Annotated in this window: 22 protein-coding genes; 12 read left to right on the forward strand and 10 right to left on the reverse strand. The window is 50.0% G+C overall.

The window, feature by feature from the left end:
* Nucleotides 1–2 precede the first annotated feature (2 nt).
* Nucleotides 3–959 (reverse strand): cysteine synthase A, encoded by a 957-nt coding sequence (gene cysK / locus ACO6VE_RS13875; RefSeq protein WP_422450957.1) that lies wholly within the window; start codon nt 957–959, stop codon nt 3–5.
* A gap of 317 nt (nt 960–1,276) precedes the next feature.
* Between cysK and secA the strand changes: the two genes are divergently transcribed.
* The 4 genes from secA to ACO6VE_RS13895 all read left to right on the forward strand — a co-directional run bounded on the left by secA (nt 1,277) and on the right by ACO6VE_RS13895 (nt 7,995).
* Nucleotides 1,277–4,018: a preprotein translocase subunit SecA gene (secA, locus tag ACO6VE_RS13880; protein ID WP_422450959.1), complete on the forward strand. Its 2,742-nt coding sequence runs from the start codon at nt 1,277–1,279 to the stop codon at nt 4,016–4,018.
* A 133-nt stretch (nt 4,019–4,151) separates the two neighbouring features.
* Entirely contained in the window at nt 4,152–5,369 is a 1,218-nt protein-coding gene (gene argJ / locus ACO6VE_RS13885) for a bifunctional glutamate N-acetyltransferase/amino-acid acetyltransferase ArgJ (protein WP_422461849.1), read from the forward strand.
* Nucleotides 5,350–6,336 (forward strand): Nudix family hydrolase, encoded by a 987-nt coding sequence (locus tag ACO6VE_RS13890; protein ID WP_422461851.1) that lies wholly within the window; start codon nt 5,350–5,352, stop codon nt 6,334–6,336. The genes argJ and ACO6VE_RS13890 overlap by 20 nt, the downstream gene beginning before the upstream one ends.
* A gap of 204 nt (nt 6,337–6,540) precedes the next feature.
* Nucleotides 6,541–7,995 carry a hypothetical protein gene (locus ACO6VE_RS13895; protein WP_422461853.1) on the forward strand — a complete coding sequence of 485 codons (1,455 nt, stop codon included), beginning with the start codon at nt 6,541–6,543 and terminating at the stop codon, nt 7,993–7,995.
* Nucleotides 7,996–8,139: 144 nt separating this feature from the next.
* Here ACO6VE_RS13895 and yacG read toward each other — a convergent pair whose 3' ends face one another.
* Both yacG and ACO6VE_RS13905 read right to left on the reverse strand, forming a co-directional pair.
* Complete coding sequence (yacG, locus tag ACO6VE_RS13900) at nt 8,140–8,340, reverse strand: DNA gyrase inhibitor YacG (protein ID WP_422450966.1); 201 nt, start codon at nt 8,338–8,340, stop codon at nt 8,140–8,142.
* A 36-nt stretch (nt 8,341–8,376) separates the two neighbouring features.
* Entirely contained in the window at nt 8,377–9,309 is a 933-nt protein-coding gene (locus tag ACO6VE_RS13905) for an outer membrane protein assembly factor BamD (RefSeq protein WP_422450967.1), read from the reverse strand.
* 250 nt (nt 9,310–9,559) lie between these two features.
* Here ACO6VE_RS13905 and rluD point away from each other — a divergent pair, with 250 nt between their 5' ends.
* Together rluD and pgeF are read left to right on the forward strand one after the other, a co-directional pair.
* Entirely contained in the window at nt 9,560–10,531 is a 972-nt protein-coding gene (gene rluD / locus ACO6VE_RS13910) for a 23S rRNA pseudouridine(1911/1915/1917) synthase RluD (RefSeq protein WP_422450968.1), read from the forward strand.
* Nucleotides 10,532–10,548: 17 nt separating this feature from the next.
* On the forward strand, nt 10,549–11,301 hold the full coding sequence (gene pgeF / locus ACO6VE_RS13915; RefSeq protein ID WP_422461855.1) for a peptidoglycan editing factor PgeF: 753 nt from the start codon (nt 10,549–10,551) through the stop codon (nt 11,299–11,301).
* A 147-nt stretch (nt 11,302–11,448) separates the two neighbouring features.
* Here pgeF and ACO6VE_RS13920 read toward each other — a convergent pair whose 3' ends face one another.
* Entirely contained in the window at nt 11,449–11,823 is a 375-nt protein-coding gene (locus ACO6VE_RS13920) for a hypothetical protein (protein WP_422450970.1), read from the reverse strand.
* A 224-nt stretch (nt 11,824–12,047) separates the two neighbouring features.
* Here ACO6VE_RS13920 and clpB point away from each other — a divergent pair, with 224 nt between their 5' ends.
* From clpB to ACO6VE_RS13940, 4 genes are all read left to right on the forward strand, one after another.
* Entirely contained in the window at nt 12,048–14,630 is a 2,583-nt protein-coding gene (gene clpB / locus ACO6VE_RS13925) for an ATP-dependent chaperone ClpB (protein WP_422461857.1), read from the forward strand.
* A gap of 137 nt (nt 14,631–14,767) precedes the next feature.
* Nucleotides 14,768–15,571 (forward strand): Cof-type HAD-IIB family hydrolase, encoded by an 804-nt coding sequence (locus ACO6VE_RS13930; protein WP_422461859.1) that lies wholly within the window; start codon nt 14,768–14,770, stop codon nt 15,569–15,571.
* A gap of 613 nt (nt 15,572–16,184) precedes the next feature.
* The gene (locus ACO6VE_RS13935; RefSeq protein ID WP_422461861.1) at nt 16,185–16,868 is read left to right on the forward strand and encodes a hypothetical protein; all 684 of its coding nucleotides are present in this window, start codon (nt 16,185–16,187) and stop codon (nt 16,866–16,868) included.
* Nucleotides 16,869–16,992: 124 nt separating this feature from the next.
* The gene (locus tag ACO6VE_RS13940) at nt 16,993–17,955 is read left to right on the forward strand and encodes a hypothetical protein (protein ID WP_422450976.1); all 963 of its coding nucleotides are present in this window, start codon (nt 16,993–16,995) and stop codon (nt 17,953–17,955) included.
* 265 nt (nt 17,956–18,220) lie between these two features.
* On the opposite strand, the gene ACO6VE_RS13945 is transcribed toward ACO6VE_RS13940, so the two are convergent.
* From ACO6VE_RS13945 to ACO6VE_RS13960, 4 genes are all read right to left on the reverse strand, one after another.
* Nucleotides 18,221–18,829 (reverse strand): glutathione S-transferase family protein, encoded by a 609-nt coding sequence (locus ACO6VE_RS13945; protein ID WP_422450977.1) that lies wholly within the window; start codon nt 18,827–18,829, stop codon nt 18,221–18,223.
* A gap of 12 nt (nt 18,830–18,841) precedes the next feature.
* Nucleotides 18,842–19,894: an NADP-dependent oxidoreductase gene (locus ACO6VE_RS13950; RefSeq protein ID WP_422450979.1), complete on the reverse strand. Its 1,053-nt coding sequence runs from the start codon at nt 19,892–19,894 to the stop codon at nt 18,842–18,844.
* 240 nt (nt 19,895–20,134) lie between these two features.
* Nucleotides 20,135–20,809 carry a type 1 glutamine amidotransferase domain-containing protein gene (locus tag ACO6VE_RS13955; RefSeq protein WP_422450980.1) on the reverse strand — a complete coding sequence of 225 codons (675 nt, stop codon included), beginning with the start codon at nt 20,807–20,809 and terminating at the stop codon, nt 20,135–20,137.
* Between the two features lie 116 nt (nt 20,810–20,925).
* Nucleotides 20,926–21,690, reverse strand: coding sequence for a hypothetical protein (locus tag ACO6VE_RS13960; protein WP_422461863.1), 765 nt, complete (start codon nt 21,688–21,690; stop codon nt 20,926–20,928).
* Between the two features lie 252 nt (nt 21,691–21,942).
* Here ACO6VE_RS13960 and ACO6VE_RS13965 point away from each other — a divergent pair, with 252 nt between their 5' ends.
* Complete coding sequence (locus ACO6VE_RS13965; protein ID WP_422461865.1) at nt 21,943–22,479, forward strand: methylated-DNA--[protein]-cysteine S-methyltransferase; 537 nt, start codon at nt 21,943–21,945, stop codon at nt 22,477–22,479.
* Nucleotides 22,480–22,523: 44 nt separating this feature from the next.
* Here ACO6VE_RS13965 and rnt read toward each other — a convergent pair whose 3' ends face one another.
* Both rnt and pyrC read right to left on the reverse strand, forming a co-directional pair.
* Nucleotides 22,524–23,123, reverse strand: coding sequence for a ribonuclease T (gene rnt, locus ACO6VE_RS13970; protein WP_209278595.1), 600 nt, complete (start codon nt 23,121–23,123; stop codon nt 22,524–22,526).
* Between the two features lie 133 nt (nt 23,124–23,256).
* Complete coding sequence (pyrC, locus tag ACO6VE_RS13975; protein WP_422461867.1) at nt 23,257–24,294, reverse strand: dihydroorotase; 1,038 nt, start codon at nt 24,292–24,294, stop codon at nt 23,257–23,259.
* A 299-nt stretch (nt 24,295–24,593) separates the two neighbouring features.
* Between pyrC and ACO6VE_RS13980 the strand changes: the two genes are divergently transcribed.
* Nucleotides 24,594–25,808: an argininosuccinate synthase gene (locus ACO6VE_RS13980; protein WP_422461868.1), complete on the forward strand. Its 1,215-nt coding sequence runs from the start codon at nt 24,594–24,596 to the stop codon at nt 25,806–25,808.
* Nucleotides 25,809–25,943: the final 135 nt, after the last annotated feature.

Raw genomic sequence — 25,943 nt, forward strand, 5'->3', positions numbered from 1 at the left:
TATTACTTTAAAGTTTCCAGTACTTCGTCGTCTGAGCCTTCGGCTATATCATCAAACAGGAAAGTAGACATGTAACGTTCGCCGGTATCCGGCAACATGGCCAGAATGGTAGAGCCTTCAGGTGCAGTTTCAGCCACTTCAAGTGCAGTCGCAACCGTTGCACCGGCAGAGATACCACAGAAGATGCCTTCTTTGCGGGCCAGTTCAAGCGCGGTATCACGGGCAACCACGTCATTAACTGGCAATACTTCATCAATGACGTCACGGTTAAGGACCGGGGCGATAAAATCCGGCGTCCAACCCTGAATCTTGTGCGGTGCCCACTCTTTGCCACTGAGCAATGCCGCACCGGCAGGTTCGGTGCAGATGATTTTGATGTTTGGGCGGGCAGCCTTAAGTACTTCACCGACACCGGTGATGGTACCGCCAGTGCCGTAGCCACTGACAAAATAATCCAGCCGCTTGCCGGCAAAATCCTGCAAAATTTCAGGGGCGGTGGTGTTTCGGTGATATTCAGGATTGGCTTCGTTTTCAAACTGTCGAGCCAGGAACCAGCCGTTTTTCTCGGACAACTCTTTGGCAACCCGCACCATGCCGGTACCACGCTCGGCAGCCGGCGTCAGTACAACTTTGGCACCCAGGGCACGCATGATTTTGCGACGCTCAACAGAGAATGTTTCGGTCATAACCGCCACAAAAGGATGGTTCAATGCCGCACACACCATGGCCATGGCGATACCTGTATTACCGGAGGTCGCTTCTACGACGGTTTGGCCTTCTTCAAGTTCACCCTTTTGCCGGGCGTCGTTGATGATGGCAAATGCCAATCGGTCCTTTACAGAGGCCATAGGGTTAAAGTACTCGGCCTTCACGTAGAAGTTGACGTGTGCCGGTGCCAGGCGATTGATTTTAACGATGGGAGTCTGGCCGATTGTTTCTAAAATTGAATTGTAAATCATAAGGGTATGTCTCTTGCTGTCTTTCGCCACCCTGATTGAGATTTTTCTGAGCTCTGTTGCCAAAGGGGTGATCAGATTTTCAGGCGCACCAGTATGCCGTCAGTTCAATGCCAGTGCAAAAATCTAAAGCAGCTTGAAAGCATTGAATATTTTTTACCGACTCAGCTTAATGGACAGCACAGAAATACAGCTAATATAGGTGAGACTTTGCCGTGATTGTCATAGAATGTTGGACTATTGTGCGCTTGTCTGCTCCGGCCCGGATTTGTCGGTAGGAGGACAGCTCCGGAAACAGAGTGTGAGACTGTTAACAACTTATGTTTGCTTCGTTAATTAAGAAAGTTATTGGTAGCCGGAATGACCGCCAGCTGAAACGGATGGGTAAGATTGTCAAATCAATCAATGCCCTGGAAGAAAGCCTGGCGGCTTTGAGCGACGATGAGCTGAAGGCTAAAACCGGAGAGTTTCGCGAGCGCTTCAACAAAGGCGAAACCCTTGATGACCTGTTGCCTGAGGCGTTTGCTGTGGTTCGTGAGGCGGGCAAGCGGGTGATGGGCATGCGTCATTTTGATGTCCAGCTTATTGGTGGCATGACCCTCCATGAAGGGCGCATTGCCGAGATGCGCACCGGTGAAGGTAAGACACTGGTGGCCACCCTGCCTGCTTATTTGAACGCCATTCCCGGTCAGGGCGTTCATGTGGTTACCGTGAATGATTATCTGGCCCGTCGTGATGCGAACTGGATGCGCCCGCTCTATGAGTTTCTGGGGATGAGCGTGGGCATTGTTGTTCCGCAGCAGGATCCGGAAGAGAAGCGTCAGGCTTATCAGGCGGATATCACCTACGGAACCAATAACGAGTTTGGTTTTGACTACCTTCGTGACAATATGGCCTTCCGGAAGGAAGATCGCTTCCAGCGTGATCTCTTCTTCTCCATTGTCGATGAGGTTGACTCGATTCTGATTGATGAGGCCAGAACACCGCTGATTATTTCCGGTCCGGCTGAAGACTCCTCAGAACTTTATAAAAAGATGAATCAGCTGGTTCCCAGGCTGCAACGGCAGGAGCCCATTCCTGAAGACCAGGATCCCAATACCGTTGAATTTACCGGTCATTACTCAGTCGATGAGAAGACCCGCCAGGTTGAGTTGAATGAACTGGGCCATCAGTTTATTGAAGAGCTGCTGCAACAGGAAGGTTTGTTGCCGGAAGGGGAAAGCCTTTACGCCTCCAACAACCTGAACCTGCTGCACCATGCGAACTCAGCCCTGAAAGCCCATGTGCTGTTTAACCGCAATGTGGAATACATTGTTCAGAATAATGAAGTTCTGCTGGTAGATGAGCACACCGGTCGTACCATGCCGGGCCGTCGTCTCTCGGAAGGTCTCCATCAGGCGATTGAAGCGAAAGAAGGGTTGCGCATTCAGGCGGAGAGCCAGACTCTGGCTTCCACAACGTTCCAGAATTATTTCCGGAATTATGACAAGCTCTCCGGCATGACCGGTACTGCCGATACCGAAGCGTTCGAGTTCCGTCAGATTTATGGCCTCGACGTGATTGTTATTCCTACCCACAAGGAGATGGTTCGTCAGGATGGCAATGATCTCGTCTATCTGACGATCGCGGAAAAATACGACGCCATTATTGAAGATATCAAGGAAACGGTGAAAGCTGAGCGTCCGGTTCTGGTGGGTACGGCGTCTATCGACTCTTCTGAGCATCTGTCCAAAGCTCTTGATAAAGCGGGCATTGCTCACCAGGTACTGAATGCCAAATTCCATGAGAAAGAAGCCGATATCATCGCCCAGGCTGGTCGCCCCGGTGCGGTCACCATCGCCACCAATATGGCGGGCCGTGGTACCGATATCATGCTGGGCGGTAACTGGAAGGCAGAAGTTGCCGAGCTGGGTAGCCCGGCCCAGGAGCAAATTGATCAGATCAAAGCGGATTGGCAGAAACGCCACATGGCGGTGCTTGAAGCCGGTGGTCTGCATATTATCGGTACCGAGCGTCACGAGTCACGACGTATTGATAACCAGTTAAGAGGCCGTTCCGGTCGTCAGGGCGACCCGGGCTCTTCCCGTTTTTATCTGTCTCTGGAAGACAGCCTGATGCGGATTTTTGCTTCTGAGCGGGTCAAGAACTTTATGAAAGCCCTGGGCATGGAAAAAGGTGAAGCCATTGAACACCGCATGGTGACCAATGCCATCGAAAAAGCCCAGCGTAAAGTGGAAGGTCGCAACTTTGATATTCGTAAGCAGCTGCTGGAATATGATGATGTTGCCAATGACCAGCGTAAGGTCATTTATCATCAACGGGATGAACTGCTCAGTGCAGAGGATGTTTCTTCCAGTATTGAAGCACTGCGTGAAGACGTGGTCAGTGGCCTGATCAGTCAGCACATTCCACCCCAGAGCCTGGAAGAGCAGTGGGATGTGAAAGGTCTGGAAGAGAAACTGGCCAGCGAGCTCAATGAGCGTATGCCGGTTCAGCAGTGGCTGGATGAAGATGATCGTCTGGATGAAGAGGCGCTCCGTGAGCGTATTCTCCAGGGGGTAATCGATTCCTACCGCAAGAAGGAAGAATTGGCCGGTGCTGAAGTTCTGCGCAACTTTGAAAAGCATATTCTGCTGCGGATTCTGGATGACAAGTGGAAAGAGCATCTGGCCACCATGGACCACCTGAGACAGGGTATTCATCTCCGTGGTTATGCCCAGAAGAACCCCAAGCAGGAATACAAGCGTGAGGCGTTTGAGTTATTCCAGCAGATGCTTGAGGATATCAAGTACGACACGATTCGTATTATCTCCCATGTACAGGTGCAGGAAGATGATCGAACCGCTGAGATGGAACGTCAGCGTCGTGAGGAAATGGCCCGGAGAATGCAGTTTGAGCATGCCAGGGCCCAGGGTGTAGAAGCAGAAGCAACCGGGCAGGAAGCACCTGAAGAGGAAGCACACCAGCCATTTGTCCGGGAAGGGCGTAAAGTGGGGCGGAACGATCCGTGTCCATGTGGTTCCGGTAAGAAGTTTAAACAGTGCCACGGTAAAATTGCCTGATCAGGGCAGGTAACTTAAACTGCGGGTCAGCTTTAACAGGCTGACCCGTTTTTGTTTGTGCATCAGCATCTGCTCAAGGCGTAACAACAAAATCAGTCAAGAATAAGCAGCGATATCACCAATGGAGTCAATCATGGCAACGGGTTCTGGGGAATGGGCGGCAGTGAAACCGGTCAGGGGCTTTCGCCTGGGAACGGCTATGGCGGGGATCAGAAAACCCGGCCGCCGGGATCTTGTGGTTATGAACTGGGATAAGGGCAGCTCCGTGGCCGGGGTTTTTACCCTTAACCGCTTCTGTGCGGCCCCGGTTCATTTAAGCCGTGAGCGCTTAACCGGTGATCCCCGTTACTTTCTGATTAACACCGGCAATGCCAATGCAGGCACCGGTGAACAGGGAATGGCGGCAGCCAGGCTGACGTCATCCGAGCTGGCGACGTTGTCCAGCGTTAATGAGTGTCAGGTCCTGCCGTTTTCAACCGGCGTGATTGGTGAGCAGCTTCCGGTCAATACGCTCTGTGCAGCGCTACCAGCGGCGCTGTCTGATTTGCAAGAAGATAACTGGTTGCATGCCGCTGAAGGCATCATGACCACCGATACGCGACCTAAAGGCAGCAGTCGCCAATTTCAACATGAGGGAACCACCTATACGGTCTCCGGAATCAGTAAGGGTGCCGGAATGATCAAACCCAATATGGGCACCATGCTGGCTTATATCGCAACGGATGCGGCGGTTGAACAAACGTTTTTGCAAAACCTGTTGTTGGACATTACCAACCAATCCTTTAACCGGATCACCATCGATGGTGATACATCGACCAATGACAGCTTTATGGTGGTTGCCACAGGGGCGGCTGGTAATGATCCAATCACTGCCCGAGATTCCGGGTTGGCCGGGAAGTTAGCGGTGAGCCTTCGCGAGGTGGCCGTTGAGCTTGCCCAGGCAATTGTCAGGGATGGCGAGGGAGCCACCAAATTTGTCACTGTAAAAGTGGCAGAGGCGGCCACCCATCAGGACGCCCTGGAAGTGGCTTATACCGTCGCCCATTCGCCACTGGTTAAAACTGCCCTGTTTGCCAGTGACCCAAACTGGGGGCGAATTCTGGCAGCGGTTGGCCGGGCCGACATTCCTACGCTTGAGATTGACCGTGTATCCATCTGGCTGGGGGATACCGCCATTGTTGACTGCGGCCAGCCCGCAGTGGGTTATACCGAAGAGGCCGGCCAGAAAGTGATGGATCAGGAGGACATCCTGATCAGGATTTCCCTGGGCGCAGGCCATTGCACCGAAGAGATCTGGACGACCGATTTATCCCATGAGTATGTAAAGATCAATGCCGAGTATCGCACCTGAATCCATTGCCCCAATGATTATTGACAATAGAAACGTGGTTCATGTGGCAGTTGCTGTGATTCTTGGGGACGATGGCCGGGTTTTACTGGCCAAACGTCCTGAAGATAAACACATGGGTGGTTTATGGGAGTTTCCCGGCGGTAAAGTCGAGCCCGGGGAAGATATCAGGGTCGCCCTGAGCCGGGAACTTCGCGAAGAGCTGGATATCGGCGTTGCCACTTTTTCACCACTCATCAAAATTCGCCATGACTACCCTGATAAGTCCGTATTACTGGATACCTGGGTGGTCAGTGGTATTCAGGGCGAGCCGAAAGGCAATGAAGGTCAGTTGATTCGGTGGGTTGAGAAGGATTGTCTTAATGACTATGAGTTTCCTGAAGCCAATAAGGTGATTCTCCGGGCGCTGCAACTTCCTGACCATTATATGATTACCGGGCATTTTGCGGAAAAAGAAGCACTCTTTAACAGCGTTTTGGCAGCGCTGGATAACGGTATTCGCCTGATTCAATTTCGGGCTCATTGGCTTGAGGCGGGTGACTATCTCCGGCTGGCGCGGGAACTGTCAAGTTTCGTTCAGGCCGCTGGTGGGACGCTGATCATCAAAGGGGATCTCTCCCTTTTGTCAGAGTCATGGTGCCATGGACTGCATTTGACCTCCCGTCAGCTGGGTTTGCCGGTTAAACCTGAAAAGCGCCATAGCGGCCAGCTTCTGGTCGCCTCATGTCACGATAAGGCGCAGATCAAAGCGGCTGAGGCAATGGCGGTGGACTTTATTACCCTGTCACCGGTCAAGGCAACCGCTTCCCATCCTGAGGCCAGCCCTCTTGGGTTGGAGCGGGCTAAAATGCTGACTGGCATGGCAAAAGTCCCTGTGTTCTGGCTTGGGGGGATGAATCCAGAAGATGCGCATCTTGCCCGGCAGCTGGGTGCCCGGGGAATTGCCGCCATTCAGGCTTTTTGGGGCTGATTTTCTCTGGCTTCGGAACGCCTGATCAGAGCTATAGGGCCTATCAATTATTGGTCAGTTTTGCTTTTATTATGATTTTTAAATAACTAGAAATTATTTAATTCCTAAAAATTATAACTGACTATTGAACCAACTCATAATTTTCCTCTCTAAAACATCAGTATCACTTTAAAAAATCACAAACAACCAATAGAGGAAGTTATTATGCCTAGCTCAATCGGTGCACCTGCACCTCAAGTAACCGTTGTGGAACCCCGCAAAAGAGATTGGACCATCGTGAGATGGTGCCACAAAGTTGCCGATAGTGTTTCCAGAAAATTTGACGAAGGAAGCACATTCGGTAAATGGCTTGGACGTGCAGTTGCAGCAGTCTTTGTGCCTTTTGGAATCTTGCCTTCCCTGGTTGGTGATGCCATCCACGGTATTAGAGGTAAAGACCTTTCTGACAGGCGTGTTGAAACCACACAGGCAGTTGAAAAGAAAATTCCAACCATGGAAGAATTTGCGGCCCTGAAAGCGGATAAAGAAGCACTGATAGCGGATAAAGAAGCACTGCTTAAGAGGGTTTCTGCTGCAGAAGCGGATGCCAGGCAAGCAAAGCTTGAAAAAGAGGACCTTAATATTTGTGCTGAAAGTCAAGCTGACGCTCTGGTTCGTATTGCTCATGAAGAAAAGCAAGAGCTTTTAAAGAAGGCACAGGATAAATTCAATAAAGAGCGCGAATCTAAAGTTCGTTGTATCCGCAGGCAGCATAAGGAGCTTCAATTCAACGGCGTAAGATTAAAACGGCAGGAAAGAATACTGAAAGAACTGCAGACGGATCGGGAAAACTACAAGGCTGTTGCTATTCATCATAAGAATAAAACTGAAAGTTTAAGGAGTATCGCAGGTATTAATTTTCTACATGCTTTCAGAGAAACAAATAGGTCTATTTCTACGGAGAAAGAGTTGGTAAGGGAACAGAAAATAACCCGTTTTATGGCAGAAGAGTTGACGAAGGAACGGCAAAAAACCTGGCAAGAGAAATATCTGAATGACCTTTTTAAAGATTTCAAAGTTATGCATGATTCGAAAGATTCGAAAGATGTGCTGGCTGAGGAAAATTTGGTAAGTCGTGAAGAGTTGCAAAATTTAGATATTAACTCTGTTGTAAAGGTTGAAATGAATGAGGATGGGAAGGATCCAATCTTTAACCTTACCGTTTTAGCGCCGGGGGCTGTTAAGAGGGTTGTTAGTATCAATTTAAGCCAGTTGAACATTTTGTTGGATCGCATGGATCAATTTTATAATGAAAGGGTGGATTTTGAAGAAGGTGTTCATGTTGCCTTTAAGGCTCTGGAGGAGTGTGCCAGGGAATCAGAGTCAAAAATTAATGGTCTTGGGCAGATCAACGAAGAGGATTTTGACTCGCATTCCGTCGATGATAATGCAGGTAAAGCTGAAGGCATTGAAGGCATTGAAGGCGGTGAAGGCGGTGAAGGTGAGCAGCCTTTGTCGTTTGATAATTCTGCCCTGTATTTTCAACCGGAAGAACCTGCTGTGATCCTCTTGTCTCCGCTGGGTCAAAATGCCACTGGAAACCAACCTGGTGCAGAGGTTTCTGTTGATAAGCAAGATTCGGAATCTGTGAAGACTAATAATGGTGAAGAGGGGGTATAAATCTTCGAGACTCACCTGATCTCAAGCCATCGTTTGCCCATGGCAGCAAAGCTTGAAAATTAGTGCCATAAACCGGGGATATCCCCGGTTTTTTTATTGGCTTGCATATCGTCCTGAGCGTCAACAGGCCCTGAACATGACTACTTAATGCCGGGTGGGCACCTCATCAAGCTCCTGGGACATCAGGTCATCAAAGGCCGGATCACCCGGAATGGTATGTTCTTCTTTTGCCCAGGCACCAAAGTCAATCAGCTTGCAGCGTTCTGAGCAAAAGGGACGGTACTTGCTTTCGGGAACCCACTTCACGGCTGTTCCGCACTGTGGGCATTTAACGGTTTTGGTCATGTGCTAGCCAGATAGACTTGGAAAAGGTATATCGCCTCAATTCACCACAGGTGGCTGTGGTGGAGGTGCGTCCTGAATTTTGGGTTTGGAGCGGCCAATCAGGCCGAAGGTTAGCGTGCTCCAGATGGATGGATCAACGTCTTCAAACACCTTGTAACCTACAAAATTGCCATTCTTGTCCAGTGCCGGGTGGTTCGGGTAGTTCAGCCTCAACACCTCCAGGGCCTCACCGGCGGGTTCTGGCAGTTCCAGATGTTGATAGCCTTCGACCATAATGGCCAGGGCTTCGGGAACGGCAGGTGTCTGTTGCATATTCTCGACAACATAGCGCCCACGGTTGACCGCAGCGACATAGGCCTTACGTTTCAGATAATAGTTAGCGGCATGAATTTCATACTCGGCCAGCCGGTTACGGAGGGCAACCATGCGCTGGCGGGCATCCGGCACGTATTTACTCTCGGGGTAACGGCTCAGCAATTCAGAAAACTCGTTAAATGATACCCGGGCCTGGCCAGGGTCACGGCGGGTCAGATCCATTGGCAGGTATCGCTCCAGCAGACCCATGGACGCAGTGTTGGACGCCAGCCCTTTGATGTAATAGGCGTAGTCTGCATCAGGGTGTTGCGGGTGCAGGCGGATAAAACGGTCAGCGGCAGCCCTGGAGGCTTCCGGCTCGGCATTTTTGAAATAGGCGTAAATGATATCCAGTTGTGCCTGTTCAGCAAATGAACCAAAAGGATAGCGGGACTCCAGGGTTCTCAGAGATTTAATGGCTTCGGAATAGCGACCGTCCTCAAGCGCCTTGCTGGACAGTTGGTAAAGCTCAGGCTCAGACAGGGCTTCCGGGAGTTGCTCTTTATTTTCGGTGGATGCACAGCCCGCCAGAAGGATAGTGGCAAACACCATCAAAATGGATCTGGTGAGAAACGGGGGCAGTACCCTGGGCAATTTTGCAGTCAAGATGGTCATGGTGTTGATTGGTTTCCGTACTTGTCCCGTGCTCTTTAACACATCATTTTCTGTCGCTTTCGACAACCACTCAGGCTTCAGAGTCTTCTTGTGATAAACTCTTCAAACCGATAAAAAGACTTACTAAAGCTGCATTTAAACATAGTCTGCCGGAAAACGAAAAGACAAGATTTTACGGCGTTCTGGTTACAGGTATGTGCGGTTTGCGTTGTCGGTACTGAAAGTAGATTTATGAACTGAGTGTTGCTGAATGGGCGAAGTTACTAAACATGTCATCAAAGAGAGTGTCACGGTGCCTGATGATCAGGGTGGTCGTCGATTTGATCAGATAGCGGCGGCCTGTTTTCCGGAGTTTTCCAGGGCCCGGCTTCAGGAGTGGATTCGTGAGGGCTTTCTGGTGGTGGATGGCGATGCCCGAAAACCAAAAGAGAAGCTCTATGGCGGGGAACAGTTATCTCTGTCCGTTGAGGTTCAGCCTGAAGGGCAATGGACGGCGGAAAATATCCCGTTGAACGTTGTTTATCAGGATAACCATATCATGGTGATCAATAAGCCAGCAGGTCTGGTGGTGCATCCCGCTGCAGGAAATTATACTGGGACGCTGCTCAACGCCCTGTTGTATCACTATCCGGATAATGCAGCGTTGCCCCGGGCTGGCATTGTGCACCGGCTGGATAAGGATACCACCGGCCTGATGGTGGTTGCCCGTTCCCCGGCAGCGCACACCGACCTTGTTGCACAGCTGCAGGATCGTACGGTTCATCGCGAATATGAGGCGGTTGTGCGAGGGGTAATGACGGGAGGGGGTGTGGTTGATGCACCGATCGGCCGACACCCGCAAAACCGCTTGAAGATGGCCGTTGTGCGCGGTGGCAAACCGTCTGTTACCCATTACCGGGTAGTGAAACGTTATAAGGCGCACACCCATATCCGACTTAACCTGCAAACGGGCAGAACTCATCAGATCCGTGTGCATATGAGTCACCAGCACTTCCCCCTGGTGGGTGATGACCTTTACGGTGGGGGGCTTAAGTTGCCCAAGTCATGCCCGGCTGCGTTGGAAGTCGTTCTGAGAGCATTCAGACGACAGGCCCTTCATGCCCGTCAGCTTGGTCTGATACATCCGGCCACGGGTGAGTATATGGAATGGGAGGTGCCCCTGACCGATGATTTCCAAATGTTATTGGACAGTCTGGCTGCCAATGAGCCGCTCTCAGATTAAGGCAGAGGAGAATGTGAGTGAGCAGTGAGCGCTTCCTCTGGGCCGACTGGCCTGCACCGGAGGGTGTTAAAGCGTTAGTGACTACCCGAAAGGGTGGGCTGAGTGACGCTGGTTTTTCCAGCTTCAACCTCGGGCTCTACTGTGGTGATGATCAGGACACGGTTCGGGCAAACCGGCAGCGACTGGAGCAGGACCTTGATCTGACAACATCCCCGCTGTGGTTAAGACAGGTGCATGGTGTTGCCGTTGCTGATGCCAATGCTGATCAGCAGGAAACGGAAGCAGATGCTTCGGTTTCCCGCCAACCGGGAGCAGCCTGTGCTGTGCTGACGGCAGACTGTTTACCGGTTCTGTTCTGTAACCTGGAAGGAACGGTGGTCGCGGCCGCTCATGCTGGCTGGAAAGGGTTAGTGGGCGGGGTTCTTGAAGCGACGGTGCATTCCATGGCAGTGCCACCCCAAACCGTTATGGCCTGGCTGGGGCCTGCCATCGGTCAGCATAATTTTGAGGTTGGACCGGAAGTCAGGGAGCAGTTCCTGGCGGAAGATGCTGGTTGCTCTGAAGCATTTATTCCCGGCCGTGGTGATCGCTGGTTTGCCGATCTTTATTTGCTGGCGCGCAGGCGGCTGAGCAGGCTTGGCATTAACAAGGTGTACGGTGGTGAGTTCTGTAGTTATGACCAGTCTGATCTTTTCTATTCTTACCGTCGCGATGGAAATGCGTCGGGAAGGATGGCCTCCCTGATCTGGAGAGTGCCATCTCTGGCCTGATACAGACCTCCCCGGAGCCTTTTGCCTTCCCGCTTAAATGTTTCCTGCTTCTGTTTCGGGGAGGGGAAAGGTTCATTCAGGAATGGGGGGGAGTGGTTTGGTATAGGTGCGGTTAGCAGTCCAATGGTGGTCATGGGATTCTGAAGCCTATTGTTTATCGGTGTCGGGTTTGATCAGACAACGGTTGTCTTGTGGGTAACAGTTATCTGCTGGCTCAGATATCGGTTGGAAAGTGCTCATAAGGGGCGTCTCTGGTGCTGGTTCTACTTTGCGAACAGCCAGTTCGATCCATTGGCTTTCTGAGGGTACTTGCGCAATGGATGTTTTTCTTACGAAGTCTCCGGTCAGGTTATCGAAACTTTGTAAATGCCGGGTTGGTGAACTTATTGTTGCTATTTGTCCGTGTTTAAACTGGTTAATGGTGTTTGGTGGTTTTTTTTGGTAGGCATCTGTTGGAGTCGAAACATTTTGAGGGTTTTGCCGGTTGAAATTTAACCGGCTGATCCCAGCTAAACAGTTCATCAGTTCATTCTCATTATGGTGGGTTCAAAAAGAGCAGACTGGCAATAAGCGTGATTGGTTCCTGTTGATTAAATAAAAAGATGTTTTCGCAGTTACGATTTACTGTTCATCCTTGAAATGCCACACACCAGCACTATATAGATACCTAACCATATGAAATCATCTGTTTCTGGCTATTTAAAAGTAAAAACCGGAAGTGAGATCATGAGTAGGAGAAGGTCATTATGAGAATGGATCGGCTGACCAGCAAACTCCAGTCAGCTCTGTCTGATGCCCAGTCTCTGGCTATTGGCAAAGATAACAGTCAGATTGAGCCCGTCCACCTTTTGCTTGCGCTCATCGACCAGAAGGGAGGCTCGGTCAAGCCTCTGCTGATGCAGGTCGGCTTTGATGTGAACACCCTTCGTGGTGAGCTGACCGACATGCTGGAACAGCTGGCCAGGGTGTCATCGCCGACCGGTGATATTCAGACGTCCCAGGCCCTCTATCGAATGCTGAACCTTGCGGACAAAAAAGCACAGCAGGCCAGTGACCAGTTTATTTCCAGTGAAACCATGCTGCTGGTCATGATGGAAGACAGTGGTCCGCTGGGCAAATTACTGAGCAGTCAGGGAGTCAGCCAGAAAGCGCTGGAAAACGCTATTAAAAATATTCGCGGAGGCGCGTCTATTGACGACCCGAATGCGGAAGATTCCCGAAACTCCCTGAGCAAATACACCATTGATCTGACCGAACGTGCAGAAGTGGGTAAGCTGGATCCGGTCATTGGCCGGGATGATGAAATCCGGCGGACGATCCAGGTTCTGCAACGAAGAACCAAAAATAATCCGGTGATTATTGGAGAGCCGGGCGTCGGTAAAACCGCCATTGTTGAAGGACTGGCCCAGCGTATCGTCAATGGTGAAGTGCCTGAAGGTTTGAAAGGAAAAAGGCTGCTATCGCTGGATATGGGCGCATTGATCGCTGGTGCCAAGTTCCGTGGCGAGTTTGAAGAGCGGCTGAAGTCAGTGCTGAATGACCTGGCCAAACAGGAAGGTCAGATCATCCTGTTTATTGATGAAATACATACCATGGTGGGTGCCGGTAAAGCGGATGGGGCCATGGACGCCGGGAACATGTTGAAACCTGCGCTGGCCAGGGGCGAGTTGCATTGTGTCGGTGCCACGACCCTCGATGAGTACAGACAATATATTGAGAAAGACGCGGCCCTTGAAAGGCGTTTCCAGAAGGTGCTGGTGGATGAGCCCACGGAAGAGGATGCCATCGCCATTCTCCGTGGCCTGAAGGAACGCTATGAGGCGCATCACGGGGTTGATATTACTGATCCGGCCATTATTGCTGCGGTCAAACTGTCCCAGCGTTATATCACTGATCGACAACTGCCGGATAAGGCGATTGATCTGATTGATGAGTCCGCCAGCCGTATTCGGATGGAAATGGACTCCAAGCCGGAAGCCATGGATCGACTGGAACGTCGCCTGATTCAACTCAAAATAGAGCAGGAAGCCCTGAAGAAAGAAGATGATGAAGCGTCCAGGGAGCGTCTGGCCAGGCTGAATGAGCAGGTTGGTGAACTGGAGCGCGAATACTCGGACCTGGAAGATGTCTGGAAAGCAGAAAAAGCCCAGTTGCAAGGGGGGCAGAAGCTGCGAGAAGCAAAAGAAAAACTGTTGATTGAGCTGGAAGCCGCCAGACGGGCAGGGGATTTAACCAAAATGTCTGAAATACAGTATGGCACCCTGCCGGAACTGGATAAACAGCTGGCCCAGGCGGATGCGCTGGAAACCGGCGAGCATCAGCTGCTGAGAAACCGGGTCACGGAAGAAGAGATTGCTGAAGTGGTGTCCAAATGGACAGGCATTCCGGTTGCCAAGATGCTGGAAGGCGAGAAAGAGAAGTTGCTGCGTATGGAGGATGCGCTCCATAAACGGGTGGTTGGCCAGGATGAGGCAGTGATTGCGGTTGCTAATGCGGTGCGGCGCTCCCGGGCCGGGTTAGCGGATCCCAACCGCCCTAACGGCTCCTTTATGTTCCTTGGCCCAACCGGTGTTGGTAAGACCGAACTGTGTAAGGCGCTGGCTGAATTTCTGTTTGATACGGAAGATGCCATCGTCCGTATCGACATGTCAGAGTTTATGGAGAAACACTCGGTTTCCCGCCTGTTAGGTGCGCCTCCGGGGTATGTAGGTTATGAGGAAGGTGGCTACCTGACCGAAGCCGTACGTCGTAAGCCGTACTCTCTGGTGTTGATGGATGAAGTTGAGAAGGCGCATCCGGATGTTTTTAATATTCTTCTGCAGGTATTGGAAGATGGTCGTCTGACCGATGGTCAGGGGAGAACGGTAGACTTTAAAAATACCGTTATTGTCATGACATCAAACCTGGGGTCTGACCTTATTCAGACATTCCAGAACAAAGAGACCGGTGAAACCGATTTTGAACAGCTGAAGAGTACCCTGATTGAGGTGGTAGGCACGCACTTCCGGCCAGAGTTTGTTAACCGGATTGATGAGGTAGTGGTATTCCATCCGCTGGGTGCCAGCCAGATCAAATCCATCGCCAGCATACAGTTGGCTAACCTGGATCGCAGGCTGGCGGACAATAATCTACGGCTGACGCTTTCTGATGAGGCAATGGATCAGCTGGCAGAAGTCGGTTTTGACCCGGTGTATGGTGCCCGGCCATTGAAGCGGGCTATTCAACGGAGCATAGAAAACCCGCTGGCTGAAGCTATTCTATCTGGCCGATATAAACCAGGTGATACCATTAACGTGGCAGTGCAGGATGGGGAGCTGGCGTTTTCCTGATTGAGAAAACTACGGATTGAACGATTTTTCACCTGACCTTACGTTAGCAGGTATTCTTTTTAATGGAAGGGACTGCCTGCTTCCTCAGGATACTCTTCCTCAGTTTTCTGCAATAGGATTTGCATAGAGGTATTTATATGTATCCAGTGGTTGTATCCGATCTTGATGGAACTCTGCTCACCAAACAGCATGAACTTTCTCCCAGAACCCGTGACGTGATTCGGTATCTGAGTGAGAAAGGTATCAAATTTATTTTTGCTACTGGCCGCCACTTTCAGGATGTTGAAAGAATAAGATCACAGCTTGGCGTGGATATGTATCTGATTACCAGTAATGGTGCCAGAGTTCATAATCCGAAGGGCGAAATGATTGTTCAGCACGATATTAACCCCGAATTTGTGCAGCCATTATTGTCCCTGCGAAAACCCTTTGCAGATAAGGTTCATACCAGCGTTTATCAGGGAGAGCAGTGGCGGGTTGAGGTTGAGCATAAGGACCTACATGGGTTCAGCAAGGCGAGCGGCTTTACCTATCATTTGGCTGATTTTGATACGGTTGAAACCAGTGCCATCCAGAAGATCTTTTTTGTCGCGGAATCCCACGCTGACTTATTGCCACTGTCTGACCGGGCCCGTGAACTTTACGGTGATCAGTTTTATATGACCTACTCTCTGCCGGAGTGTTTTGAAATTATGGCACCGGGCGTTTGCAAGGGGACAGCACTGGAAGAGGTGCTGAAGCTGAAAGGCTATGGTCTGCAGGATGCCATCGCTTTTGGTGATGGTATGAATGACTTTGAGATGCTGTCCAGCGTCGGCAAAGGTGTGGTGATGGGTAATGCTGACCCATCGCTGGTGAACAGTCTGCCGGGACTTGAGCGTATTGGTCATTGTGATGACCACTCGGTGGCTGAGTACCTGGCGAAGCTTTACGGCCTTTAACTATTTCCTGTTGGTGGTCCTGGCGCATGGCTGCTTTGGCATAGCCAGCAACGGTGACCACCGTCTTCCTCGTCAGCCGTGCGCTGACTTGTCAACAGCTTTACATCATCGTTGTTCATATCTATTGCATTTCTTTATGCTGGGTTGACATAAACCCTGGGCAGTTCATGTTATAGAGGAACTTTTACAAGAAAGAACAGTCCTAGCTTGTGATTCAATTATTCAATTATTCAATTATTCAATGACTGACCCATATTTTAACTCTCACTCCTTATATTTGGAGTTTCACAAAGCCTATGAGTCTGTTATGTCGAGCAATGGATTGGTTGTGCATGGCTGGCCGCAACATAGAGGTTTAGCATTTGGGCGGCCGGTTGAACAAACTGCACCCGTCAGGTATTTAAACCCCTTGATTCCATGTGGTGCAAGCTTCAATAGCTCATTCAGTGATGTTCATTTTAAAAACATGCCAGTCAATGTTGTTGCTTCTCATGAATCTGAACAAAGTGAACTGCCAGGCTCATCATATACACCCGGTGCATACCAACAAATCGGCCAAAATACTAAAGCGCTTACCGGTCAATCAGAAATAAGAATTGATCGGGTTTGGAGTATGGCCGGTGATGCGAATGCTCACTTATACGCCATTAATGCTAATCATCCCCCACCCACCGCAACATTGACAGGCACTGTAGGAAATAATGTTTCAGGTTCAGGGGAATTCACCTCGCAAAGCTTATCAGTTGCTGATGTTCAGCACACTCCCGATGAACCTCTGGCCACTATCACTGATAAGACTTACCAGAAGGGTTGCACAAGGTCAGAGAAAATGAAGGCTTACCAGAAGACTTACCGTCAGTCTGAGAAGGGGAAGGCTTACTACAGGGCTTTCTTCAAGGCTTACCGTCAGTCAGAGAAGGGGAAGGCCTACTACAAGGCTTACCGCAGGTCAGAGAAATATAAGGCTTATCGTAAGGCTTACCAGAGGTCTTACCGCACGACTAACCAGAAGGCCAACGAACAGTCCAGTGAACCGGCGAAGGCTGCCCAGAGAATTCATGAGGAGTCTGTTAAGCTAAAGGCTTTCAAGAAGGATTGCCGGAAGGCTTATGTAAGGAATTACCAAAAGGCTTACCGAAAGGCTTACTATCCGGTATTGAAGAATACCGGCGATATAGAAAAAGCCAGAATCGCTGGCAGGCAAGCTACTGCCTTTGTAAAAGAAGCGAATAGAGCAAGAAAGATGAGTCTGAAGCAAACTCCATTGCCCTCCCCACCTGCCCGGTTTTCAAGCTGACTGAATCAAAGGGGAACTTTTTAAGTAAAGAACAGTCATAATCTCAGATTCAATTATTCAATTATTCAATTATTCAATTATTCAATTATTCAATTATTCAATTATTCAATTATTCAATTATTCAATGACTGATCCATATTTTAACTCACACTTTCTGCGTTTGGAGTTTCACAAAGCGTACGAGCCTGTTATATCGAACAATGGATTGGTTTTTTATGGCTGGCCGCAGCACAGAGGTTTAGCATTTGGACTGCAGGTTGAACAAACTGTACCAGTCAGATATTTAGGTATTTTGGTGCCATGTGGTGCAAGCTTCAATAACCCGGTCAGGGATGTTCATTTTAAAAAAGTGCCAGACAGGGCTATTTATCTTCAAGAATCTGAACAGGGTGAACCGATAGACTTATCACACAGACTTGGAGCATACCGGCAAGCCGACCAAAATACTAAAATCCTTACCGCTCCATCTGAAGGAAGAATTGATCGGGTTTGGAGTATGAGAGATGAAGCGAATGCTCACTTATATTCTATCAATGCTAATCACACCCCACCTGCTTCAACACTGAAAGGCACTGCAGTAAATGAGTCGGATGTTAAAGCTTCTACTTCCGGCTCTGGTGAGTCTGTGACGATATCTCATGATAAGACGTACCAGAAGGCTGATGCCCAGTCCAAAAAACGGAAAGCTTGCCGTGAGCCAGATAAAGAACGGGTGTGTCGGCAAACTCGCAAACGGTCCGAAAAACGGAAGGCTTCCCAGAAGGCTTATGTACATTCCGAAAAAGGGAAGGCTACCCGAAAGGCTTACGAACGGTCCGAAAAGCGTAGGGCTGCCCAGAAGATTAATAATAAGATTTACAATCAGTCCGAAAAAGGGAAGGCTGTCCGACGGGCTTATGCGAAATCCGAGAAACGCAGGGCTTACCAGAGGGCATACCAGAGGGTTTACCAGAAGAGTTACTATCACGTTTTCAAAAAAACCGGTGATAGAGAGCAAGCAAGAATTGCTGCCAGGCAAGCGACTGCCTTTCAAAAAGAATTGGATAAAACAAAAAATAATGAGCTTTCATCGGTCTCTGTTTCTTAGCTTGTCGAAGTACGGTGGCACTATCCTTCGACAGCTCAGGATGAACGGGTATTAACGCCTGGGAGGCTGACCGAGAATAGCGCCCGTGTAGGCGACCCCGTAGCGAGGATGGCAGAAAATTGAGGATAAAAAGTCGGAAATTTTTAGTGAATAGTGGTTCTATTTGCTAAAAATTTCCGACTTTTTAGACCAATTTGCTGCCACCGCAGTAGGGCAGTCTATTCTCGGTCAGCCTCCTGGTTTTCAAACTGACTCAGTATCATAGCTATCCAAAGCTTCTGGCTTTTTGATAAGCACTTCGCTGGTGCATGCGCTCAAGGTAAGCCAGAGTATTAGTGCGTCCTTCCAGCACGCCTTGAGATTGGGCAATCTCAAGCATAAAGGTCATCATAATATCCGCCGCGCTAAAGGTATCGCCCGCGAAATAGGGTGAATTCGCCAGGGTGGATTCGATATACGAAAAATCCAGGGCAAGTTCTTTAGCAAGGTAACCGTCCAGCGGTTGGGTACCGTCTCTTTGCTCCATCTGCAGTAGCAGATTGGCAATCAGAGGCAGGCTCAGAGAACCTTCGGCAAAATGCAGCCACTCCAGGTAGCGGTAATAGCCGGGCGTGCCAGCGTCCGGGCGCAGTCTCTTTTCGGTGTCCTGATCGAGAATGTACTCCATTACGGCACCGGACTCACACATCACCACGTCACCGTCCTCAATCACCGGAGCTTTATTGAGGGGGTGAATTTTTCCAAGGCTGGCAGGCGCTAAACGGGTACTCTCATCCCGTTGATAATGCACTAACTGATATGGCATTTGCAGTTCTTCCAAAAGCCAGATCACACGGGTCGAACGGGATGCATTCAAGTGATGTACAGTAATCATGGAAAACCCCTGTTAAGCCAGGTTGTCGGGACCGACACGAACTACAAGCTTGCCAAAGTTCTTGCCTTCAAGAAGACCAATAAAGGCTTCAACCGAGTTTTCCAGGCCGTCCACCAGATGCTCTTTGTAATGGATTTGTCCCTGAGACAGCCACTGTTGCATAGCAGCGAAAAACTCGGGATACCGGTGGCCATAGTCGTCAAATACAATGAAACCCTGCATTTTAACGCGCTTGACTAACAGCGTACCCATCAGTGCGGACATCCGGTCTGGCCCCTCCGGTAAGGCAGTGGCATTGTATTGGGAAATCAGGCCACATAAGGGAACTCGGGCGGAAGGATTAAGCAGCGGCATAACAGCATCAAAGACACGCCCACCGACATTCTCAAAATAAACATCAATACCGTCTGCACAGGCATTGGCCAGCTGTGCTGGTAAATCTTCTGAATAATGATCAAGGCAAGCGTCAAAGCCCAATTTCTTAACTGCGTAGTCACACTTTTCAGCGCCACCAGCAATACCGACCACCTTACATCCTTTTATTTTGGCAATCTGACCGACAAGGCTGCCCACAGCACCTGTGGCAGCTGCCACCACTACGGTTTCACCCGCTTCAGGCTGGCCAATATCCAGTAAGCCCATATAGGCTGTCAGCCCCGGCATACCCAGCACACCCAGGCCATACGAAGGCTTGACCAGCGTACTGTCAATTTTGACCAGGTCAGCGCCATTGGACACGCTGAAATCCTGCCAGCCGCCACCAGCAACCACCCAGTCACCCACGGCAAAATTGGCATTCCTGGAAAGCTCGACGCGACAAACACTGCCCCCAACCATCACCTCATTAATAGCCACCGGATCGGCGTACGACTTGGCATCATTCATCCGTCCACGCATATAAGGGTCGAGAGACAGATAGACCGTTCGCAACAATACTTCGCCCTCAGCCGGCTCAGGTTTGCTACTGCTGACTAACTTAAAGTTTTCAACTGTTGGTGCCCCCGAGGGTCTGGACGCCAGCAGGATTTGTCGATTGGTGTTTTGGGATTGGTTTAAAGTATCCACGGTTTACTCCATTAAAATATGTATTAGATGAATGGGGCAAAAGCTGAAGAAGAGTGCTTTTGCCAGAAGACCTCGATCAAAAATCGCACTGTGAGACAGGTAATGGCCAGGACAGTAAAATCAGTGCTTCAAACGTAAGACACTGGCTGGATAGCCTGCTTGATTAAGCGTAATCCGGCAAGCATTCTGAAGGTTACCGTCCTGAACATCAATGTCTGCAGTTTGCACCTGAGTAGTTAGTTAACGACTTAACAACCGGATCACCGCAACAGCCACTGCATGAGCACTCGCCGGATTCTGCCCGGTGATCACGCGATCATCTTCGATCACCAGCTCCTGCCATGGCTGAACTTTGTTGTAGCGGACGGCATTGCGAGCGAGAGATTCCTCAAGAAGGAATGGGATGTCATTGATGGTGCCGAAATCAATTTCTTCTTCACGGGTAAAGCCAGTGACCGATTTGGTGGTCAGTAACTTCTCACCTGAACTCAGTGTAATCGGTAATAACGCCGCAGGTCCGTGACAAACCGCAGCCAGAATCCCACCTTTTTCATAGTGACTGGCACTTAACCTGGCCACCGTCTCATTTGACGACAAATCAGACAGCAGGCCAAAACCTCCCGGATAGAAGACCGCGTCGTAATCATCAATGTTAATGTCTGAGGCCGGGATTGTGTTGTTGATACGGTTCTGGAATTCTTCATTACCCAGAACACGACTATTGATCTCATCACCATCAATATCGGTTCCATACAGTGGTGCCTGACCACCATGAATGGAGGTGATATCGTAGGTGCAACCATGCTCCATAAATACCTGTAAGGCATGGGTTAACTCGGGCGAGTATGTACCGTTGGCCTGATCAGTAGTACCCAGCGTTGCGTGATTGGTAACAGGAATCAGAATTCTTTTCATGGGGGTCCCTCTCTACCGACATGGATAACTATTCTTATGGCGACGACTATACTCCTGCCCCCGGGGTGATAATAGTGATTTTTTTAAATTCTTTCGACGCTGACCACCTTCGTCTATCAAGTGGTGATATTTGCTGCAAATCTTTGCAAGAAACGCGAGGATGTTATCTTGCTTTCACAGGATTCAACATCCTGCATTAGTTGTTCAATTTCTTCAGGGAATAATGCTATTGCCAATTGTCCCATGAGCCCTTCGAGATCATTGAGGCGTTGAAAGGTTTTAGGTGAAAAGTCTTTTGGTTCCATCGTAAGTACTCGTTGTGACGTCCATATCTTTCTTATGTTGGATTCCGGGTTAAGCAGATCCCTTCGCAGTGATTGTGCAAGTGCAGGTTTGGTACATTGTTCAGACCATTTTCCAAACAGATCTATGATCTCTGAACTCTCAATTTCCTGTTGCTGTTTACCCGGGATGGCCGTGGGGATGCTCAATCTGATTTCGTCCAGTAACTGCGGCAGCCGTCTGTTGTCTCCATCAATCATCGCCAGCAAAAGTTCCGAACAGTGTTTATTAAATTCGGTCGCTGATAAAGCATTACTCTTCGCGACATGAACTTTGATGGTTCTGGTTTTTAATGGTTTTTCAAGCCAGAAAATAAGTTTATTGAAAAGAGTCCGGACGCTTTGCCAAATAGCGGTTTTCCTTCCATGAAATAACTTCCCGGCACTGGCTGCCCGGACGTTGTCTTTGTTGGGTAGAAATTTCTGTGGTGAGGGAGAGGTTGGTTTATTGACCGGGTCCATGGCTAATCCTCTTGCTTTATTATTCGGTACCGCTAAATTGATAGTAGTTTGATCTGAGCGTTGCTTTTCCTTCTGCATCGCCCTGTTTGTTTCATCGAAATGGTGTGTTTTGTACCGACATCATTTTTTGTTGTCGTGTATTGTTTAAAGCCAGATGACTCAGTTGCTTTTTATGATAATTTATCAATCTCATAATCTACAGTAGCGGGGCATAGTGCAGCAAATGGTGCAGCAAATGGTGCAGCAAATGGTGCAGCAAATGTTTCTGGCTACTTGAAGGATGCACGATTTTACCCTGGTCCAAAATACACTGAAATTGGTGATGCGCCTATGTACGCTATGCATAAAGAGAATCTGGTCGGTTGTCAGTGGGTGGAGTCACCTGTCGGGCGTCTCAACGTTATGGCCTCTGCTGATGGCGTTGTTTCTGTGAAACGTACCAATAATCATGGCTTGCAGGCTGAAGCCAGCACGGCTGAACATACATCGGTTGCCGTGCAACAGGCTATTAATGGTCATCTGGCTCAGGCCAGAGATGAGTTGGAGTCCTACTTTCGCGGAGAGTTGACCCGCTTCACAGTGGCGCTGGATCTTCGTGGTACCGACTTTCAGCAGCAGGTATGGAGTGCGTTACAGCAGATTGGCTATGGCAAGAGCTGTTCCTACCAGGATATTGCCAGCAGCATCCGTCGGCCTAAAGCGGTCAGGGCCGTGGGAGCCGCCAATGGTGCCAACCCGGTGGCGATCATTGTGCCCTGCCACAGGGTGATCGGAAAAAACGGTAAACTGACCGGTTATGCCTATGGGGTTGAGATGAAGAGGTATCTGCTGGATCTTGAGCAGGGTAATAGGAGGGAAGGGAGATAATCAGGGGGGCTGGCTTTTCATGAAAAAGCCAGCCGGGGTTGCTATCAGAGCCAGCCGCCCAGGTCTTTCCAGCGGTTCACAATGGTGCAGAACAGCTCAGCGGTTTTTTCCGTATCGTAACGGGCTGAGTGAGCCTCTGATTTATCAAAATCAATATCCGCTTCGACACAGGCTTTGGCCAGCACTGTTTGTCCATAGGCCAGACCAGCCAGCGTAGCGGTATCAAAGCAGGAGAACGGATGGAAGGGATTCCGTTTCACATCACAGCGCTCAGCCGCTGCCATGACAAACCCCAGGTCGAACGACGCATTGTGTCCAACCAGTACCGCCCTGTTGCATCCCTGGCTTTTTACCGCCTTACGGACGGAACGGAAAATCTTGTTGATGGCCTCCTCTTCCGCCATGGCAATGCGCAGCGGGTGAAAGGGGTTAATACCAATAAAGTCGATAGCGGCCTGCTCAATATTGGCACCTTCGAATGGCTTGATATGGTACGACTCCGATGGGCCCGGGTGGATAAAACCGTGCTCATCCATTTCAATCACGGTGGCTGCAATTTCCAGCAGTGCATCTGTAGCGGCATTGAAGCCGCCGGTTTCCACATCGATTACCACAGGCAGAAAGCCGCGGAATCTGTTGGCCATGGAGTGGCTGTCATCGGCCCTCAAAGGCTTCTCCTTACTCATTAACTGTCAAAAAATACCGCAGGTTGCCACCAGGTTATTAGGGCAGCAAGAGTGGGATTTTTCCTCGGCTCACGGCTGCTTTAGCCAATGGCTATGATTTGAGCCGCCAGGATACGGTTTCTCCGGCTCTCAGAGGTTTCACCCGGTTATCACCGAAGGCAATGGATTCTGGCATGACCCAGTCCTCTTTCACCAGGGTAATGGTGTCCTGGTTTCTGGGCAGGCCATAGAAATCGGGGCCATTGAAACTGGCAAAGGCTTCCAGTTTATCCAGAGCGCCCATCATGTCAAAGGCCTCGGCATAGAGTTCAATGGCTGCCGGTGCTGTGTAGCAACCTGCACATCCACAGGGGGACTCTTTGGCACCAATGGCATGGGGAGCAGAGTCGGTTCCCAGGAAAAAGCGACGATTGCCGCTTACTGCGGCTTCCAGCAGCGCCTGCTGATGCCGGTTTCTCTTGAGAATTGGCAGGCAGTAATAATGGGGTTTGATACCACCAACCAGCATGTGGTTGCGATTATACAACAAATGATGGGCGGTAATGGTAGCCCCCAGGTTTTCTCCCCCTTCATTGACGAACCGGGCAGCATCAGCCGTGGTGATGTGTTCCATGATGATCTTCAGGGTCGGGAAGCGTTCTACCAGTTTAACCAGGTGGCGGTCAATAAAGGTCTTTTCCCGGTCAAAGATATCGATGTCGGCATCGGTAACTTCACCATGCACCAGCAATGGCAGTCCACACTCCGCCATGGTTTCCAAAGCGTCGTAAATGTTCTCGAGGTTTGTCACGCCGGCATCAGAATGGGTGGTTGCGCCGGCAGGATAGAGTTTCAGTGCCACCACATCACCCCGTTGATGGGCATTCAGGATAGTTTCAGGGGACGTTTTATCGGTCAGATACAACGTCATTAATGGTTGAAATGCCGAATCAGCAGATACCTGTTCGAGAATACGCGCCTTGTACTGGCTGGCCAGATCGGCATCCGTTACCGGTGGTACCAGGTTGGGCATAATGATCGCCCGGCCAAAGGTTCTGGCGGTGGCTGCCACCGTTTCCGTCAGAACATTGCCATCACGAAGGTGGAGGTGCCAGTCATCAGGGCGGGTAATGGTCAGTAATTGGCTCATTTTGGAAGGTACCTGTTCCGGTTATATATGATCGAACCGGATGGGCATCCTAGCGAAAAAAAGGCCATGTTGATAGTAGGGGCCTGAGAAAAGAGGCATAAAAGCAGCGCTTTAACCCGTATTTCTGGCCTTTTGATGTTATGATTCCCGGGCTTTATCTACACTGACTCCGGCTTAGGCCAAATAATGATGAAAGCGTCTTGGCGAAGCGCTATTTATGAATTATTATTCACAAAAAAAGAATATTTATCCTTCACTGTTGACAGATTCCTGTTGCGGTATGTCGTTGGAGTTGAGCAATGAAAAAAATTAATAAAGTGGTTCTGGCCTATTCCGGCGGCCTGGACACCTCAGTGATCGCAAAATGGCTGGAAGACACCTATCAGTGTGAAGTGGTTACCTTTACCGCGGACCTGGGGCAGGGTGAAGAGGTAGAGCCAGCCCGGGCCAAGGCAGAAGCCCTTGGCATTAAACAGATCTATATCGATGATCTGCGCGAAGAGTTTGTCCGTGACTTTGTCTTTCCCATGTTCCGTGCCAATACCATTTACGAGGGTGAATACCTGCTGGGAACCTCCATTGCCAGACCACTGATTTCCAAGCGCCTGATTGAGATTGCCAATGAAACCGGTGCCGATGCCATTGCCCACGGTGCCACCGGTAAAGGGAATGACCAGGTGCGATTCGAGCTGGGTGCTTATGCACTGAAACCGGGGGTTCAGGTGATTGCGCCCTGGCGTGAGTGGGACCTGAACTCACGGGAAAAACTGCTGGCTTACTGCGATGAGCACGGTATTGCGGTGGAGCGCAAGAAAGGCAAATCGCCTTACTCCATGGATGCCAACCTGCTGCATATCTCCTACGAGGGCGGCATTCTGGAAGACCCATGGGCGGAGCCGGAAGAAGAGATGTGGCGCTGGTCGGTAGCGCCTGAATCCGCCCCGGATGTGCCGACCTATCTGAATCTGAGCTATCACAAGGGGGATATTGTTGCCATCGATGGGGAGGCAATGACGCCAGCCCGAGTGCTTGCCTTCCTGAATCGGATTGGTGGTGAAAATGGCATTGGCCGTCTGGACATTGTTGAGAACCGCTATGTGGGCATGAAGTCCCGGGGCTGCTATGAAACGCCCGGAGGCACCATTATGCTTAAAGCGCACCGGGCCATTGAATCCATTACCCTGGACCGGGAAGTGGCCCACCTGAAAGATGAGCTGATGCCGCGCTATGCCAAACTGATCTACAACGGCTACTGGTGGTCACCGGAGCGGGAAATGCTCCAGAAGATGATTGATGAAAGCCAGGAGCCCGTGAATGGTGAAGTTCGCCTGAAATTGTATAAGGGCAATGTCACGGTGGTTGGCAGACGTTCTGATGACTCGCTGTTTGACGAAACTATCGCGACCTTTGAGGACGATGCCGGAGCCTACAACCAGGGGGATGCTGAAGGGTTTATTAAGCTGAATGCATTGCGGTTAAGGATTGCGGCGAATAAAGGACGAAAATTAGACTGAAAATGACAGGCCTGCATTTCGGGTGCAGGCCATTATCAGTATTATTGTATTAATCCACCTTTTACCAGGCTGTTCGGCCCTGTTGGGCTGAACTGATCAAAACAGGGCAACAGTTTATTTTCAACTAAACTACCC

The sequence above is a fragment of the Endozoicomonas sp. ALB115 genome (assembly GCF_049310245.1).
GTDB lineage: Bacteria > Pseudomonadota > Gammaproteobacteria > Pseudomonadales > Endozoicomonadaceae > Endozoicomonas.

Excerpts from the sequence above, each read along its gene's own strand:
- rnt (WP_209278595.1), bottom strand. The coding sequence starts at position 23,123 with ATGGCCAACAGATTCCGCGGCTTTCTGCCTGTGGTAATCGATGTGGAA.
- clpB (WP_422461857.1), top strand. The coding sequence starts at position 12,048 with ATGAGAATGGATCGGCTGACCAGCAAACTCCAGTCAGCTCTGTCTGAT.
- ACO6VE_RS13920 (WP_422450970.1), bottom strand. The coding sequence starts at position 11,823 with ATGAACTGTTTAGCTGGGATCAGCCGGTTAAATTTCAACCGGCAAAAC.
- ACO6VE_RS13905 (WP_422450967.1), bottom strand. The coding sequence starts at position 9,309 with ATGACCATCTTGACTGCAAAATTGCCCAGGGTACTGCCCCCGTTTCTC.
- rluD (WP_422450968.1), top strand. The coding sequence starts at position 9,560 with ATGGGCGAAGTTACTAAACATGTCATCAAAGAGAGTGTCACGGTGCCT.
- ACO6VE_RS13965 (WP_422461865.1), top strand. The coding sequence starts at position 21,943 with ATGTACGCTATGCATAAAGAGAATCTGGTCGGTTGTCAGTGGGTGGAG.
- ACO6VE_RS13980 (WP_422461868.1), top strand. The coding sequence starts at position 24,594 with ATGAAAAAAATTAATAAAGTGGTTCTGGCCTATTCCGGCGGCCTGGAC.
- secA (WP_422450959.1), top strand. The coding sequence starts at position 1,277 with ATGTTTGCTTCGTTAATTAAGAAAGTTATTGGTAGCCGGAATGACCGC.
- ACO6VE_RS13895 (WP_422461853.1), top strand. The coding sequence starts at position 6,541 with ATGCCTAGCTCAATCGGTGCACCTGCACCTCAAGTAACCGTTGTGGAA.
- ACO6VE_RS13960 (WP_422461863.1), bottom strand. The coding sequence starts at position 21,690 with ATGCAGAAGGAAAAGCAACGCTCAGATCAAACTACTATCAATTTAGCG.
- ACO6VE_RS13955 (WP_422450980.1), bottom strand. The coding sequence starts at position 20,809 with ATGAAAAGAATTCTGATTCCTGTTACCAATCACGCAACGCTGGGTACT.
- pyrC (WP_422461867.1), bottom strand. The coding sequence starts at position 24,294 with ATGAGCCAATTACTGACCATTACCCGCCCTGATGACTGGCACCTCCAC.
- argJ (WP_422461849.1), top strand. The coding sequence starts at position 4,152 with ATGGCAACGGGTTCTGGGGAATGGGCGGCAGTGAAACCGGTCAGGGGC.
- cysK (WP_422450957.1), bottom strand. The coding sequence starts at position 959 with ATGATTTACAATTCAATTTTAGAAACAATCGGCCAGACTCCCATCGTT.
- ACO6VE_RS13935 (WP_422461861.1), top strand. The coding sequence starts at position 16,185 with ATGGCCGGTGATGCGAATGCTCACTTATACGCCATTAATGCTAATCAT.
- ACO6VE_RS13940 (WP_422450976.1), top strand. The coding sequence starts at position 16,993 with ATGACTGATCCATATTTTAACTCACACTTTCTGCGTTTGGAGTTTCAC.
- ACO6VE_RS13945 (WP_422450977.1), bottom strand. The coding sequence starts at position 18,829 with ATGATTACTGTACATCACTTGAATGCATCCCGTTCGACCCGTGTGATC.
- ACO6VE_RS13930 (WP_422461859.1), top strand. The coding sequence starts at position 14,768 with ATGTATCCAGTGGTTGTATCCGATCTTGATGGAACTCTGCTCACCAAA.
- yacG (WP_422450966.1), bottom strand. The coding sequence starts at position 8,340 with ATGACCAAAACCGTTAAATGCCCACAGTGCGGAACAGCCGTGAAGTGG.
- ACO6VE_RS13890 (WP_422461851.1), top strand. The coding sequence starts at position 5,350 with ATGCCGAGTATCGCACCTGAATCCATTGCCCCAATGATTATTGACAAT.